Genomic DNA, 15,493 nt, shown 5'->3' on the forward strand with positions numbered 1-15,493 from the left:
TGAATTGAGGAAGTAATATGAAAACAAGCGATTTTGATTTTGAATTACCAGAAGAGTTGATTGCCCAAGTACCTTTGGCAGATCGTTCGGCGTCGCGTTTATTGATTTTAGATGCTTTGTCCGGAGAAATTGAAGACCGCCATTTTCCATCTATCATGGATGAATTGGAAGAAGGCGATGCACTCGTTTTGAACAATACACGTGTATTGCCAGCGCGGTTACATGGTGAAAAACCAGATACGGGTGCTCACTTAGAAGTTTTATTATTAAATAATACAAACGGTGATGAATGGGAAACATTGGTGAAACCAGCAAAACGGGCTAAAGTGGGAACGGTTATCTCTTTTGGCGACGGTCTGTTGAAAGCTGTAGTTAAAAAAGTGCTGGATCATGGAGGTCGTATCATTGAATTCCAGTATGAGGGTATTTTCCTTGAAATTTTAGAGAGTCTAGGGGAAATGCCATTACCACCTTATATCAAAGAAAGACTGGATGATGCGGAACGTTATCAAACTGTTTATGCCAAAGAAAATGGTTCCGCGGCAGCTCCTACAGCCGGATTGCATTTTACGCAAGAATTATTGAAACAAGCTGAAGAAAAGGGGGTCCACATTGTTTATTTAACCTTGCATGTGGGCCTAGGTACCTTTAGGCCTGTATCGGTGGAAGATCTGGATAGTCATGAAATGCACTCTGAGTTCTATTCGTTATCTGAAGAATCCGCTCAAACGCTACGGGATGTTAAAAAAGCAGGGAAACGCATTATTGCAGTAGGGACCACTTCGATACGGACTTTAGAAACAATCGGAACGAAATTCAATGGTGATATCCAGGCAGATAGTGGCTGGACAAATATCTTCATTTCACCCGGTTATACGTTTAAGGTTGTACAAGGTTTCATTACAAATTTCCACTTGCCTAAATCAACACTTGTTATGTTGGTTAGCGCATTTGCCGGGAGAGAAAATGTACTGCATGCCTATCACCATGCAATTAAAGAACGCTATCGTTTCTTTAGTTTTGGGGATGCAATGTTCGTAAAAAAATAACCAACAATAAAAGAGGAGATGAGGAATTGTTACATTCCTCATCTCCTCTTGCTTTTATTATACTTCTGAATGTTTCTGTTTTGGGAACATTGCTGTAAGGAGGATAATCACAACGCCAGCGAATAGACCAAGAATTGAGGCATTTACAAAATCATAGCCGTTTCCTTCCAAAGCACTTCCGATATAGAAGGCTACATGGCCTAAAATGAAACCCCAGAATAAAGTTACCAAATATTTCATTATTGCACCTTCTCTCCTCGCTAATTTTATCACTTTTAGAAAATAACACAAGAATTTATTGATGAGGGGAGCTACTTTAAATGTTCGCAATCGTTTATAATAGAATACGGATAGGAAGGAGGGATATATGCTATGGCATTCGTTCAACTTCAAGTAATCAGTCATTATTCTCTTTTACAAACAACCACTTCTTTGGAAGATTTGGTCAAATCAGCCAAAGAAAGAGGCTATAATTCTATTGCCCTAACAGATATCAATTACATGTACGGGCAAATAGACTTTTTTAAATTATGCATTAAACACAAGCTGAAGCCACTTATTGGGATTCAATTGGATATACCCGGTATTGTTAACACCGAACAGGAATTTTCGCTCGTTCTTTTAGCCAAAAATCTGAGAGGATACCAAAAGTTGATGACACTATCAACTATTCGTTCAACCGGGAATAAAGCTACCTTGAAAGAACATTTCGAGATGGGTATGGAAGACGTAATTGCCATAACACCGGGAGAAAAAGGTGAAATAGAAGCATTCATCAAAAAAAATGAACTTCAAAAAGCGGAAGAGGTTGCATTGTACTGGAAGCAAGTTTTTGCTGACCAGCATTTTTATTTGGGTATACAAGCACATCAGCAGATGGAATCATTGATTAAACCGTTATCCAATTTAGCGGCGAAAACAGGTATCCCAACTACAGCGATGCATGATGTCCGTTACCTAAACCCCAGTGACTATTTCAGTACAAAAGTTCTTCAGGCAATCGATAAAGGAGAACAACTTGACATTCAAGAAGGAAATCTTGTGGGTGGATACTTTTTGCCGGAAGCCCATGACGCAGCAAAACGTTTTGCAGAATTAGGATTGGAAAATGAAGCCAAACAAACGCAAACGATTGCAAATTCTATTAATATCGACTTACCCTTGAATCAAAACTTATTGCCGCACTATCCGATACCAGAAGGGACGGATACGGCTGAGTATCTACGGAAACTTTGCTATGAAGGATTAGCTCAACGCGTTCCAACGGCTGATAAGCACTATCAAGAAAGATTGGATTACGAATTATCCATCATCCATGAAATGGGCTTTGATGACTACTTTTTAATCGTGTGGGATGTAATGGATTATGCTCGTCATGCCAAAATATTACCGGGAGCAGGAAGAGGATCTGCAGCCGGTTCCTTAGTCGCTTTCGTATTACGAATTACTCATGTTGACCCTATCGCATATAATTTACTGTTTGAAAGATTTCTCAACAAAGAAAGATATACCTTGCCGGATATCGATCTGGACTTTCCAGATGACCGTCGGGATGAAGTGCTCCGTTATGTTCATAATAAGTATGGTCATGAACACGTTGCCCAAATTATTACTTTTGGGACGTTGGCAGCCAAAATGGCTATACGTGATACAGCTCGTGTCTTTGGATTAACAACCCAGGAAGCGAGCGAATGGTCCGCTGCCATACCAACTCAAATTGGCATACGCCTTGAAGATGCCTGGAACCAGTCTCAATCATTGCAAAAATTAACGCAAGCCTCTACAAAGAATGCTTTGCTATTTGAGACTGCAAAAAAAATTGAAGGCTCTCCACGCCATATTTCAACCCATGCTGCTGGAATCGTTATTTGTGAACAGCCTTTAATGGATTTGGTTCCTTTGCAACATCGTGAAGGTGAGCTTTTGTTAACCCAGTATCCAATGGGAAATATTGAAGAAATCGGTCTATTGAAGATGGACTTTCTGGGATTGAAGAATCTAACCATTTTAAATGATGCCGTCCAACTTGCGGAGCGGCAAACGAATACGAGTATAGACATTTTTTCAATTCCGGTTGATGATGAAGAAACAATGCGTTTGTTCAGGAAGGCAGATACAAATGGGATTTTCCAATTTGAATCAAGAGGAATCCGCAATGTTTTACGTCGTTTGGGACCGGAAAATTTGGAAGATTTAGTAGCTGTCAATGCGCTATATCGTCCGGGTCCAATGGAGCAGATTGAAACCTTTATTAATCGAAAAAAAGGCAAGCAGGTTATTGCGTACCCTCATCCTAATTTAGAGCCCATTTTGAAAGTGACTTATGGAGTTATGGTTTATCAGGAACAAGTCATGCAAGTTGCTTCGGAGCTAGCAGGGTTTACCCTCGGAGAAGCAGATATATTAAGACGAGCGATTGGTAAAAAGCAAAAGGATGCACTGGACAGGGAGCGCAACCATTTCGTTGAGGGGGCACTTAAAAATAACTATAGTATTGAAACAGCGAAGCAAGTCTATGACTATATAGAACGATTCGCCAATTACGGCTTTAACCGCTCTCATTCGGTAGCTTATTCTTTTATCGCCTATCAAATGGCCTATATAAAAGTTCATTATCCCGCCGCCTTCTTTGCGGCTTTGCTCAACTCCGTCAACCCTCATTCGGATAAAATGGAGGACTATATCCTGGATATTAAAAAGCAAAACCTGGAAATTACCTACCCGAATATTAATTCAAGTTCTTGGCGTTTTTCTCTACTTGATAACAAAATTCAGTTTGGTCTTGGTGGTATAAAGGGATTGCGACGTGATTTCGTTCAAGCTATCTTGGCTGAACGAAATCAAGCCGGGAAATTCCAACATTTCGTTCAATTCCTACGACGTTTACCTGAAAAATGGTTGAAGACGGAAATGATTATGCCACTGATCGGCAGTGGAACGCTCGATTCATTTGGATACAACCGAGCCACGCTTAGTCAGTCCTTACCAGGGATGATGGCCAGTATTGCCTATAGTGGTAATAATATCGATTTGTTTCAAGTCCTGGAACCTAAATATGTTGAAGTTCAGGAGTTTCCAGCTTCTGAATTAGCAGAAATGGAAGAGGAATATTTAGGGATTTCTCTAGTCGGGCATCCCATTGATGCATATAAATTTCTTTATAAAGAGGATAACGTTAAGTATTTGATGGAGATGGAACCCAATAAAACAAACTTTTCAATGGGATTAGTGAGAGAAATAAAAAAAATCCAAACTAAAAAAGGTGAAAACATGGCTTTTCTGACACTGACTGATGGTTCAGGAATGATGAATGCCACTTTATTTCCCGAAACCTATCGGGCGCATTTGAAACTTTTGCAAGAGGGACAGTTAATCATCTTAAAAGGGAAACTGGATAATAAACGTGGAAAAGACAAGGAATCCATTATCATTCAACAAATGACTACTCCTGAGGAATACCTTTCCAAAAGGTCTCCAAAAGCAGAGACGTGTTACATTCGGATAACTTCTGAAGGTGATGAGCTGTTTGGAAAACTTAAGACTATATTAAAAGAAAATCCAGGAAAAAGTCCTGTTATATTAGTGGACACCATCCATAATCGTAAAATATTAATGGATCAAGGCTATCAATTTGAAGCTTCAGAAAATGTGGTAAAAAAAATAAAAACTTTATTTGGTTCTGACAATGTTGTGGTAAAATGATGCAGGCGCTGTTACCGTTAACAATTGTGCCATTATTTAGATATATACCAGGATTTTAAGCGGAAACAGTGGTAATATAAAGGGTGAAAGTTAGTTGCCGACTAGACAAGGGAACTACTTATTTTAAATTATTTTTTTAAAATCATAATGAGGTGAATATTGTGAAACGCATTGCAGTCTTAACAAGTGGTGGAGATGCACCAGGAATGAACGCAGCTATTCGAGCAATTGTTCGTAAAGGGATTTATGATGGATTGGAAGTATATGGAATTAATTATGGTTATGCCGGAATGGTCGCAGGAGACATTCATCGCCTAACCGTTGATGACGTGGGAGACACGATTTCACGTGGTGGTACAGTGCTTTACTCAGCACGTTATCCTGAGTTCAAGGATATAGAAGGGCAACAAAAAGGAATTGAGCAATTGAAAAAATTTGGAATTGATGGTTTAATCGTTATTGGTGGAGATGGTTCTTACCGTGGCGGTGCCGCATTAACTAAATTAGGTTTTCCTACAATTGGCATTCCAGGTACTATTGACAACGATATTCCAGGGACAGAATATACATTAGGTTTTGATACTGCCATCAATACTGTTCTTGATTCAGTAGATAAAATTCGTGATACAGCAACAAGTCATGTTCGCACATTTGTGATTGAGGTTATGGGTAGGAATGCTGGCGATATCGCACTTTGGTCTGGTATCGGTAGTGGTGCAGAGAGCATTATTATTCCAGAAATGGATTTCTCTATGGATGAGGTTGTCCGGGAAATCGAAGATGGTCGTAAACGTGGTAAAAAACATACAATCATTATGCTTGCTGAAGGTGTAATGAATGGAAATGAATTCGCTGAAAAGTTACAAGAGTACAAAAACTTCCATACACGTGTTACAGTTCTTGGTCACGTTCAAAGAGGAGGCTCTCCTTCGGCACGAGATCGAGTTTTAGGTAGTTTATTTGGTTATAATGCGGTACAATTACTAGAGGAAGGAAAGGGCGGACTATGCATCGGGATTGTTGGTTCTCAAGTTGTCTTTAATGATATAATAGAGACATTAGAGAGAAAACGCGATGTTCCGTATCTTTCTCTTTACCAAATCAATAAAGAAATCTCTTTCTGATTTCTTTAACTATAATTGCAAAGAGGAGTTTTAAGTTATGAAAAAAACCAAGATTGTATGTACAATTGGTCCGGCAAGTGAATCAATCGATACACTTGTACAATTAATCGAAGCAGGTATGAATGTGGCACGTTTAAATTTCTCTCATGGTGACCATGAAGAACATTTAGCACGTATCAAAAACATACGCGAAGCTTCCCGTATTACAGGAAAGATGGTAGGTATCCTACTTGATACAAAAGGACCAGAAATCCGTACACATAACATGGAAGATGGTATCGTATCATTAGTTTCTGGCGAAACAGTGCGTATCTCAATGACAGAAGTTCAAGGAACAAAAGAGAAATTCTCAATTTCTTACCCAGGTTTGATTGATGATGTTGTTGTTGGTAACCATATCTTGCTAGATGACGGTCTTGTAGACTTGGAAGTAACTGAAATCGATAAAGCAAACGGTGAAATTGTCACACTTGTTAAAAACTCCGGAATTTTGAAAAATAAAAAAGGTGTTAACGTTCCTGGCGTTTCCACTAATTTACCAGGTATTACAGAAAAAGATGCTTCTGATATTAAATTTGGTATCGAGAATGACGTTGATTTTATCGCAGCAAGTTTTGTTCGTCGCGCAAGTGATGTACTAGCGATTACAGAGATTTTGGAAGAAAACAATGCAACACATATTCAAATCATTCCAAAAATCGAAAACCAAGAAGGTGTGGATAACATCGATGAAATCTTGAAAATTTCTCAAGGTTTGATGGTTGCTCGTGGGGACTTGGGTGTTGAAATCCCAACTGAAGATGTTCCAATCGCACAAAAAATGTTGATCGAAAAATGTAATCGTCTTGGTAAGCCAGTTATCACTGCAACACAAATGTTGGATTCCATGCAACGTAACCCACGTCCTACACGTGCGGAAGCGGGAGACGTGGCGAACGCTATTTTCGATGGTACAGACGCAGTTATGCTTTCGGGTGAAACAGCAGCAGGGGATTACCCAGTTGAAGCTGTTACAATGATGGCTACTATTGCTAAACGTACAGAAGATGCACTTGTTGGCCGTGATGCATTTACATTGAAAGCATACTCCAACACAGATATGGCTGAAGCAATTGGTCAATCAGTTGGTCATACAGCTCGTAACTTGGGTATCCAAACAATCGTGGCTGCTACTGAATCAGGTCATACAGCTCGTATGATTTCTAAATACCGTCCAAAAGCACATATCGTTGCTGTTACATTCTCTGACCGTCAAGCACGTGGTTTAGCGTTATCTTATGGCGTTTACCCATTTGTAACAGAAAAACCAGGTTCAACTGACGAAATGATGGATCTTGCAACAGTTGCTGCTAAAGAGAGTGGTTTTGCAACTGAAGGTGATTTAATCATCATCACTGCTGGTGTTCCAGTTGGTGAACGTGGAACTACAAACTTGATGAAAATTCAACTAATTGGTTCAAAATTAGCTAATGGTCAAGGGATTGGTGAAAAAGCGGTTGTTGGTAAAGCGGTTGTTGCTCTTTCTGCGGAAGAAGCAAACAAAAATGCTACCGAAGATTGTATTTTAGTTGTTAAAACAACTGACAAAGACTACATGCCAGCAATTGAAAAAGCAAACGCAATCGTTGTTGAAACTGGCGGCTTAACAAGCCACGCAGCTGTTATTGCAATTGCACAAGGTATTCCTGTAATTGTTGGAGCTAACGATGTAACTTCACTAGTTCAAGACGGTGAAATCATTACTGTTGACGCTCGTCGCGGAATCATCTATCGTGGCGCAACTACAGCTATCTAATTACCAATAATGAAGTGAACAGAACTGGAGAGAAAACACGGTTTGTGTATTCTTTCCAGTTTTTTTGGTTATATAAGATGCGCTAGCGTGTAACAAATGCCTCCTATTATGATAAAATGAGAACAGACATTGCAAGACATAAATGAAGCGAAATAAAAGCGGATTCGAAGGCAGAATCCAGATGGAGGAAGACATGAATAAAGATTTAGGTACAGTCATCACAGCACTGGTAACAGATGAGAATGACAAAGATTATTTTGTCCAAAAAAATGGGGTCACTTATCGTTTGCCAAAAACAGCTGTTGAAGAAAAATTAAACTTGGGTGATACTGTCAAAGGATTTGCATATGAATCCATGAAAAAAGAATTATCAATGACAACAAATATTCCCAAGAGTCAAGTTGGGCATTTCGGATGGGGTGAAGTTGTTGATGTCCGTAAAGATTTAGGTGTCTTTGTTGATATTGGCTTACCCGATAAAGAAATTGTGTTATCTTTGGATTTTCTTTCGGATATAAAAAGCTTATGGCCTAAAAAAGGTGATCAATTAATGATCGGCTTATCAGTGGATGAAAAAGATCGTATATGGGGAGTCCTTGCAGACGAGGACATTATGCGTTCGATAGCGAGAACACCACAAGGCGATGACTGGAAGAACAAGGATGTAACAGGAATTGTTTATCGCCTCAAAATGGTTGGGACGTTCATTTTAACGGATGACTATTACATTGGTTTCATCCATCCAACTGAACGGGAAATGGAACCGCGTTTAGGGGAAAGAGTTAATGCACGTGTTATTGGCGTTAGTCCACATGGTATGTTGAATCTTTCCTTAAAACCACGTGTACATGAGGCTTTGGAAGGTGACGCGCAGATGATTCTAACTTTGTTACAAAAGAGTCCAACGAATACCTTACCGTATCATGATAAGAGTGACCCAGATGAAATCCGGGACTATTTCGGAATTAGCAAAGCACAATTCAAACGGGCTTTGGGTCGTTTAATGAAAGAACGACTCATCATTCAAGAAGATGGTAAAACGAAGCTAATTGTAAATAAAAAGTAATCGAAAGAGGAGGAATATCATGTTGCAACTATCTTTACCAGATATCAAAAGCCAGTTGCAAAGAGCAGGATTTAAATTGACTCCTCAAAGAGAAGCTTTAGTGCAGGTTTTGATTGACAATAAAACGGCGCATCTTAGCGCAGAAGAAATTTTTATGTTATTAAAGCAAACTCATCCGGATATCGGTCTTGCTACAGTCTACCGAACACTGGAAATATTGACGCAATTAAATGCCGTCAAGAAGGTCGTTTTTGAAGATGGTATTGCACGCTATGATTTAAAAAGAAAAGACAGTGGACACTCTCATCATCATTTACTTTGTTCCAGATGTGGGGTCATTGAGGAAGTTTTCGAAGACTTGTTAAGTCAGATTGAAAAGAACATTGAAGCGGATTACCAGTTTAAAATATTGGATCATCGCTTAGCCTTCCATGGGATATGTAAAGTTTGCCAATCGCTGGAGAGGGACAGTGGATTAAATGGATGATATTATTCAGGAGTATTTGCACCATTTAAGAATCGAACAAGGTCTGGCAGTTAATACCGTGCAAAGTTACAAAAGAGACTTAAATAAATATACCTCATTCTTGGCCGCTAAAAAGATTGCCTCTTTCGACGCGGTTGTTAAAGCAGATGTTAAAGAATATTTGACAATGTTGAACGCTGAAAAACTCGCAACGAGTTCAATTAGTCGTATGATATCGGCATTGCGTCAATTCCATAAGTATTTGGTTGAAGAAAAGGTTATCAAAATTAATCCATTAGACGATTTAAAGTTGCCTAAAAAAAAGCAAAACTTGCCGAAATCTTTGAGTGTGAACGAGGTTGACCATTTATTGTCAACTCCTGATACAAAGACTGTGTTGGGACTCAGGGATCGGGCAATTCTGGAAGTTTTATACGCTACTGGATTACGTGTCAGCGAATTGGTTACCTTGACTTTGTCCGAATTACATCTTGATTTAGGTTTCATTCAAACAATAGGTAAAGGTGACAAAGAACGTTTGGTACCTTTGGGTGAGGAAGCAACCTATTGGGTGGAAGCTTACCTCGCGACAAGCCGTCCAAGTCTAGCAAAAGGCAGAGCCGAGACGCCACACTTGTTTCTTAATTTTCACGGGAAAGGTTTTAGCCGCCAGGGGATTTGGAAAAATTTAAAAAAACTGGTGCAAGAAGCAGGAATTCATAAGAATGTCTCGCCACACATGTTGCGGCATTCATTCGCCACACACATTCTGGAAAATGGTGCTGATTTAAGAATTGTCCAAGAGCTTTTGGGGCATTCTGATATTTCAACAACGCAAATTTATACCCATATTAGCAAGGAACGGATGGTGGAATCCTATCGACAACACCATCCAAGAGCATGAAGGGAGAAAATCGCATGAAAAAGTATAAACGTATTCACATTGTGGTAATGGATTCAGTAGGAATTGGAGAAGCACCAGATGCAGTAGCATTCGGAGATGTAGGGGCTGATACACTGGGAAACATTGCAAAAACAGTAGGATTAGAAATTCCCGAACTCGAAAAGTTGGGACTGGGACATGTTGCCGATATTAAAGGAATCAAACCGGTTGAAGATTATATTGGTTACAATACGAAATTAGAAGAAATTTCTGTTGGTAAAGATACGATGACCGGGCATTGGGAAATCATGGGATTGAATATTGAGACACCTTTCCGCGTCTTCCCTGATGGCTTTCCTGATGAATTGATTGAAAAAATCGAAACTTTTTCAAAAAGAAAAATTATCGGAAATAAACCAGCCAGCGGCACGGAAATTCTTGACGAATTTGGTGAGCACCAAATGAAAACCGGGGATTTGATTGTTTATACTTCTGCAGACTCCGTTTTACAGATAGCGGCTCATGAAGAAATTATACCTCTGGAAGAACTTTATGCTATTTGTGAATATGCACGAAAGATTACTTTGGACGATCCATACATGATCGGTAGAATCATTGCTAGACCTTACTTAGGAGAGCCAGGTAACTTTACGCGTACAAGTAATCGCCATGATTATGCACTAAGTCCTTTTAATGACACAGCTTTGGATCATTTAAAAGATGGTGGATATGATGTTATCGCAATTGGTAAAATCAGCGACATCTTTAATGGAAAAGGCATTACTGATTCTGTGCGTACAAAGAGCAACATGGATGGCGTTGACCAACTATTGAACGTCATGAAAAGAGAGTTTACTGGTATCAGTTTCCTGAATTTGGTTGATTTTGATGCCGTTTATGGACACCGTCGTAACGTTGCGGGTTATGGACAAGCCATTGAGGATTTTGATAATCGTATTCCGGAAATTTTAGATGCTCTCCAAGAAGATGATTTATTAATCATCACAGCAGATCATGGTAATGACCCGACGGCACCTGGCACCGATCACACACGTGAATATGTCCCGATGCTGGCGTATAGTAAATCTATGGTTGCTTCCGGTAAGCTGGAACAGGGATATTTCTCAGACATCGCACAAACAATTGTGGACAATTTTGAAGTTAAAGAAACGGAAAACGGAAAGAGTTTCTTGGACAAATTAAAATAATTTCAAAGGTAGGAGATAAAACAATGAATATAACAACTGAGCAATTACATGAAACAACTGAATTTTTAAAAGAAAAAGGATTGTTGAATCCTGAAGTTGGTTTGATTTTGGGATCCGGACTTGGCGATTTAGCTGATGAAATTATGGATGCAATTGCAGTCCCTTACGAAGATATTCCTAATTTTCCAACTTCCACGGTTTCAGGTCATAAAGGCCAATTGGTTTACGGTACTCTTGCTGGTAAAAAAGTTATCGCTATGCAAGGACGTTTCCATTTCTACGAAGGCTATCATATTCAAGAAGTTACTATGCCGGTTCGTGTTATGAAGTTGTTAGGTGTACATTCCATTGGGGTGACAAATGCTGCGGGTGGGGCGAATTTTGATTTCACACCTGGAGATTTGATGCTTATTACCGATCACATTAACTTCACAGGACAAAACCCATTAATAGGTAAAAACGATGATGAAATGGGACCGCGCTTCCCAGATATGAGCGAAACATATGACAAAGAGTATCAAGAAAAAATTAAAGAGGTAGCAACCGAGATGGGTGTCTCTCTTAAGGAAGGCGTATATATGGGCTTTAGTGGACCCACTTACGAAACGCCTGCAGAAATAGTTATGGCTCGTACATTTGGTGCTGATGCTGTTGGGATGTCAACTGTTCCGGAAGCAATCGTAGCTCGTCATTCTGGTTTACGTATCTTTGGTATTTCATGTATCACAAACTTGGCTGCAGGTATGCAATCGAACCTTAACCACGATGAAGTAGTAGAAGTTACAACAAGAGTAAATCAAACATTCAAAGAACTTCTAAAAAATACTTTACGTGCTATTTAGAGAGTAATTGATTGATTATTTGAGATTCCCATTGCTGTGTGTTAAAGTTACGTTTGTGTTTTCAGAGTGGGAATCTTGTATAATCATTTTTTAAAGATGTGAGGAGAAAAGTGTGTTAATTTCTTATAACCAGAATTATGAAAAAATAGCGATGGGACTACTTTCATATATTGCGGATTTTAAATCGGTCGATCGACTTCAAGATGAAATGGAGAGTTATATCCAATCGGAAGACAAGCAATTGTTTTTATGGAAAGATACCGATACGGATAATATTGTTGGTATTATCGGAGTGGAATACAATGATGTTGTGGCCTTGGTCCGGCATGTTGCTATAAATCCCTCTTTTCGTAATGAAGGAATAGTCTATAAATTATTAAATAAATTACAATCTCTCTTTCCAAATCATGCGATAAATGGAACGTTGGAAACGGCACCTATAATTGCAAAATGGGCTCAAAAATTAAACGAAATAGATGATTCGGTGGACCAAAAATGATGAATGAACAAGAATCATTAACTATTAAGCTCGAAAGTTTTGAGGGTCCGCTTGATCTATTGTTGCATTTGATTAAGGAGCTGAAAGTAGATATCCTTGATATTCCAATGGCTGAAATAACAGAGCAATACTTACAATATCTTCATGCAATGCAAGAACTACGTCTTGATATTGCTGGAGATTATTTGTTAATGGCTGCTACGCTAGTTGAAATAAAAAGCAGAATGCTTTTACCTAAGAAAGTCATTGAGATTGAAGATGACTTCTACGAAGAAGGTGAAGATCCGCGTGAAGAATTAATTCAACAGCTATTGGAGTATAAAAGGATCCAGGAGGCGGCTAAAGTCCTTAAGGAAATGGAAGTAGAGCGTGGTGAATATTTCACGAAGCTCCCAGCAGATTTGGACAATTACCGTCAATCGATACCTTTAGAAGCGGGAGAAGTTTCTCGTGAAGATTTGTTGCAGGCCCTTCAAAAAATGTACCAACGTCTGCAAAAAAAGAAACCATTACAAGCAAAAATGAATCAAGAAGCGATATCTGTTGAACAAACAATGATTCATATCTTAAGTCGATTCGAACAATTTTCAACAAACAAAAAAATGAAAATTCCTTTTTCGTCTTTTTACGAAATACCAACTAAGACAGCTATCGTCAATACTTTTCTTGCCATGCTGGAATTGGTAAAAGAGCGAAAAATAATTTTTAGGCAAGAGCTAACTTATGGAGAAATTTTGTTGGAACGGATAGAAGGAGGTCAGCATTAATGGAGGAAAAAATTGGTTCTTTGGAGAGTTTATTGTTTGTTGCGGGTGATGAAGGACTTACGCTTGAGGAAATGACTGCTTTGTTAGAAATTACTCCATTAGAGGCGCACAACTTGGTATCCTTGCTAAAACAAGCCTATGAGCAAAATCAGGGCTCCGGACTAACAATAATTGAAACAAGAAATCGGTATCAGTTGGCCACCAAAAGGCAATATTCAGAATTGATCAAGCAATATGCAGTTTCTCCATTTACCTCTCACTTATCACAAGCAGCTCTTGAAACGTTAGCAATCATAGCCTATAAACAACCGATTACGAGAATTGAAATCGATGAAATTCGTGGCGTCCAATCCTCAAGTATGTTACAAAGGCTAATATTGAGAGGGTTGGTTAAAGACCTCGGAAGGTCAGAAACGCCGGGAAGACCAATAAATTACGGAACATCAGAATATTTCATGAACTATTTTGGCTTAAAAGATTTGGATGATTTACCTAATGCTGAAGGTTTATTTGAAATGGCTGAAGATGAATTTTTTGATTTATTTGATCAGGAAGATTTCCCCATAACAGAGGAAGAGGGTTAAAAGATATAATGGAAAGACTACAAAAGGTAATCGCTCATGCAGGAATCGCATCGCGTAGAAAAGCAGAAGAATTAATTACAGAAGGGCGCGTCACTGTAAATGGAAAACGCGTGACAGAATTAGGAATCAAAGTTTCAAATCGGGATCAAGTAGAAGTGAATGGCTTGCCTATCTATCGTGAAGAGCCTGTCTATTATTTGTTTTATAAACCTAAAAATACACTCTCAGCTGTCTCAGACGATAAAGATCGGACCGTTGTAAATGATTATTTCAAAGGAATCAAAGAACGTATTTATCCGATTGGCAGATTGGATTATGATACAACAGGTCTCTTATTAATGACGAATGATGGAGAATTCGCTAATATATTAATGCATCCGAAATACCACGTAGAGAAAACGTATGTAGCTAAAGTAAATGGCATCCCTACCAAAGAGCAGTTATTGAAATTAGAGCGTGGTGTAGTGATAGATGGTAAAAAAACGTCTAAAGCAAAAGCGCGACTGATTTCACAAAACTTAAAAAATAAGACTGCAGTCGTTGAGCTTACAATTCACGAAGGCTGGAACCATCAAGTCAAGAAAATGTTTGCGGCAATTGACTGTCCCGTTACGAAATTAAAAAGAGAGCGGTTTGGCTTTTTATCGCTGGATAATCTCCAACCAGGCATGTATCGACCTTTGAAAGCTTTCGAAGTCGAAAAAATGAAGAATCTGGCTAAACAACAGTCCCAGAAGTAATGTGTTGCTGTCAAGGAAGGTGATTGATTTGGTGAACACAAAAGCAAAGATACTAGTAGTTGATGATGAAGAACGTATCAGAAAGTTGTTAAATTTATATTTGAACAAAGAGGGCTATGAAACGCAAGAAGTTTCCGATGGTATTAGCGCTTTGGATTTAATGAAGATACATGATTACGATTTGGTCTTGTTGGATATTATGTTACCAGGTATCGATGGCATCCAAATCATCAAGGAGATAAGAAAAATAAAAGAAACGCCCATTATCATGATTTCAGCCCGGGGAGAAGAAAATCATCGCGTGGAAGGGTTTCAGGCAGGGGCTGACGATTATATTGTTAAACCGTTTAGTCCAAGGGAAGTTATGTTACGCGTAGGTGCCCTATTAAAACGAACCAAAGTCAACAATCATGAGCCGGAAATAATCTCATATTCTGAGTTAGAAATATATCCAGAATCACGTTTAGTATTGGCTGCAGGTGAACCAATAACCCTGACACCGAAAGAATTTGAATTAATCCTCTATTTTGTGCGTAATCCTGAACGTGTTTTCACTCGGGAAATGCTGCTAAAGGAAGTTTGGCGTTATGATTATTTTGGTGATTTACGAACGGTGGATACGCATGTTAAACGTCTAAGAGAGAAACTTCAAAAAAAATCATCCCAAGTGGCAAAAATGATTGTAACCGTCTGGGGGACGGGATACAAATTTTCACCTATCCAAGGGGAGTAAGAAACTTTGGTTCTTGTCTGATTGAATGAGGAGAA

Annotated in this window: 15 protein-coding genes; 14 read left to right on the top strand and 1 reads right to left on the bottom strand. The window is 38.9% G+C overall.

The features are described 5' to 3' along the window. The first annotated feature begins 17 nt into the window (after positions 1–17). The gene (gene queA, locus ACTU7M_RS03480) at positions 18–1,049 is read left to right on the top strand and encodes a tRNA preQ1(34) S-adenosylmethionine ribosyltransferase-isomerase QueA (RefSeq protein WP_443472984.1); all 1,032 of its coding nucleotides are present in this window, start codon (positions 18–20) and stop codon (positions 1,047–1,049) included. Positions 1,050–1,106: 57 nt separating this feature from the next. Here the strand turns inward: queA and ACTU7M_RS03485 are convergent, their stop codons facing one another. After that, the gene (locus ACTU7M_RS03485) at positions 1,107–1,289 is read right to left on the bottom strand and encodes a YjzD family protein (protein WP_443472985.1); all 183 of its coding nucleotides are present in this window, start codon (positions 1,287–1,289) and stop codon (positions 1,107–1,109) included. Between the two features lie 132 nt (positions 1,290–1,421). Between ACTU7M_RS03485 and dnaE the strand changes: the two genes are divergently transcribed. The 13 genes from dnaE (at position 1,422) to ACTU7M_RS03550 (ending at position 15,458) form a co-directional block, all read left to right on the top strand. Further along, positions 1,422–4,751 carry a DNA polymerase III subunit alpha gene (dnaE, locus tag ACTU7M_RS03490; protein ID WP_443472986.1) on the top strand — a complete coding sequence of 1,110 codons (3,330 nt, stop codon included), beginning with the start codon at positions 1,422–1,424 and terminating at the stop codon, positions 4,749–4,751. A 161-nt stretch (positions 4,752–4,912) separates the two neighbouring features. After that, positions 4,913–5,875: a 6-phosphofructokinase gene (gene pfkA / locus ACTU7M_RS03495; protein WP_443472987.1), complete on the top strand. Its 963-nt coding sequence runs from the start codon at positions 4,913–4,915 to the stop codon at positions 5,873–5,875. A 37-nt stretch (positions 5,876–5,912) separates the two neighbouring features. Beyond that, on the top strand, positions 5,913–7,670 hold the full coding sequence (gene pyk / locus ACTU7M_RS03500) for a pyruvate kinase (RefSeq protein WP_443472988.1): 1,758 nt from the start codon (positions 5,913–5,915) through the stop codon (positions 7,668–7,670). 193 nt (positions 7,671–7,863) lie between these two features. Continuing rightward, positions 7,864–8,736 carry a CvfB family protein gene (locus ACTU7M_RS03505; protein ID WP_443472989.1) on the top strand — a complete coding sequence of 291 codons (873 nt, stop codon included), beginning with the start codon at positions 7,864–7,866 and terminating at the stop codon, positions 8,734–8,736. Between the two features lie 19 nt (positions 8,737–8,755). After that, on the top strand, positions 8,756–9,223 hold the full coding sequence (gene fur, locus ACTU7M_RS03510) for a ferric iron uptake transcriptional regulator (RefSeq protein WP_443472990.1): 468 nt from the start codon (positions 8,756–8,758) through the stop codon (positions 9,221–9,223). Then, positions 9,216–10,106, top strand: coding sequence for a site-specific tyrosine recombinase XerD (gene xerD, locus ACTU7M_RS03515; protein WP_443472991.1), 891 nt, complete (start codon positions 9,216–9,218; stop codon positions 10,104–10,106). Before fur ends, xerD begins: the two co-directional genes overlap by 8 nt. A 14-nt stretch (positions 10,107–10,120) precedes the next feature. Further along, on the top strand, positions 10,121–11,293 hold the full coding sequence (gene deoB / locus ACTU7M_RS03520) for a phosphopentomutase (protein WP_443472992.1): 1,173 nt from the start codon (positions 10,121–10,123) through the stop codon (positions 11,291–11,293). A 23-nt stretch (positions 11,294–11,316) separates the two neighbouring features. After that, the gene (locus tag ACTU7M_RS03525; RefSeq protein ID WP_443472993.1) at positions 11,317–12,135 is read left to right on the top strand and encodes a purine-nucleoside phosphorylase; all 819 of its coding nucleotides are present in this window, start codon (positions 11,317–11,319) and stop codon (positions 12,133–12,135) included. Between the two features lie 112 nt (positions 12,136–12,247). Next, on the top strand, positions 12,248–12,634 hold the full coding sequence (locus tag ACTU7M_RS03530) for a GNAT family N-acetyltransferase (protein ID WP_443472994.1): 387 nt from the start codon (positions 12,248–12,250) through the stop codon (positions 12,632–12,634). Further along, positions 12,631–13,401 (top strand): segregation and condensation protein A, encoded by a 771-nt coding sequence (locus tag ACTU7M_RS03535; RefSeq protein ID WP_443472995.1) that lies wholly within the window; start codon positions 12,631–12,633, stop codon positions 13,399–13,401. The genes ACTU7M_RS03530 and ACTU7M_RS03535 overlap by 4 nt, the downstream gene beginning before the upstream one ends. Beyond that, a complete protein-coding gene (gene scpB, locus ACTU7M_RS03540; protein ID WP_443472996.1) occupies positions 13,401–13,985 on the top strand; it encodes an SMC-Scp complex subunit ScpB in 585 nt (194 codons plus the stop codon). Before ACTU7M_RS03535 ends, scpB begins: the two co-directional genes overlap by 1 nt. Positions 13,986–13,993: 8 nt before the next feature. Next, positions 13,994–14,725, top strand: a complete 732-nt coding sequence (locus ACTU7M_RS03545; protein WP_443472997.1) for a pseudouridine synthase — start codon at positions 13,994–13,996, stop codon at positions 14,723–14,725. A 31-nt stretch (positions 14,726–14,756) separates the two neighbouring features. Further along, positions 14,757–15,458: a response regulator transcription factor gene (locus ACTU7M_RS03550; protein WP_443472998.1), complete on the top strand. Its 702-nt coding sequence runs from the start codon at positions 14,757–14,759 to the stop codon at positions 15,456–15,458. Positions 15,459–15,493 lie beyond the last annotated feature (35 nt).

It is taken from the genome of Jeotgalibaca sp. A122 (assembly GCF_052266715.1).
Taxonomy (GTDB): Bacteria; Bacillota; Bacilli; order Lactobacillales; family Aerococcaceae; genus Jeotgalibaca.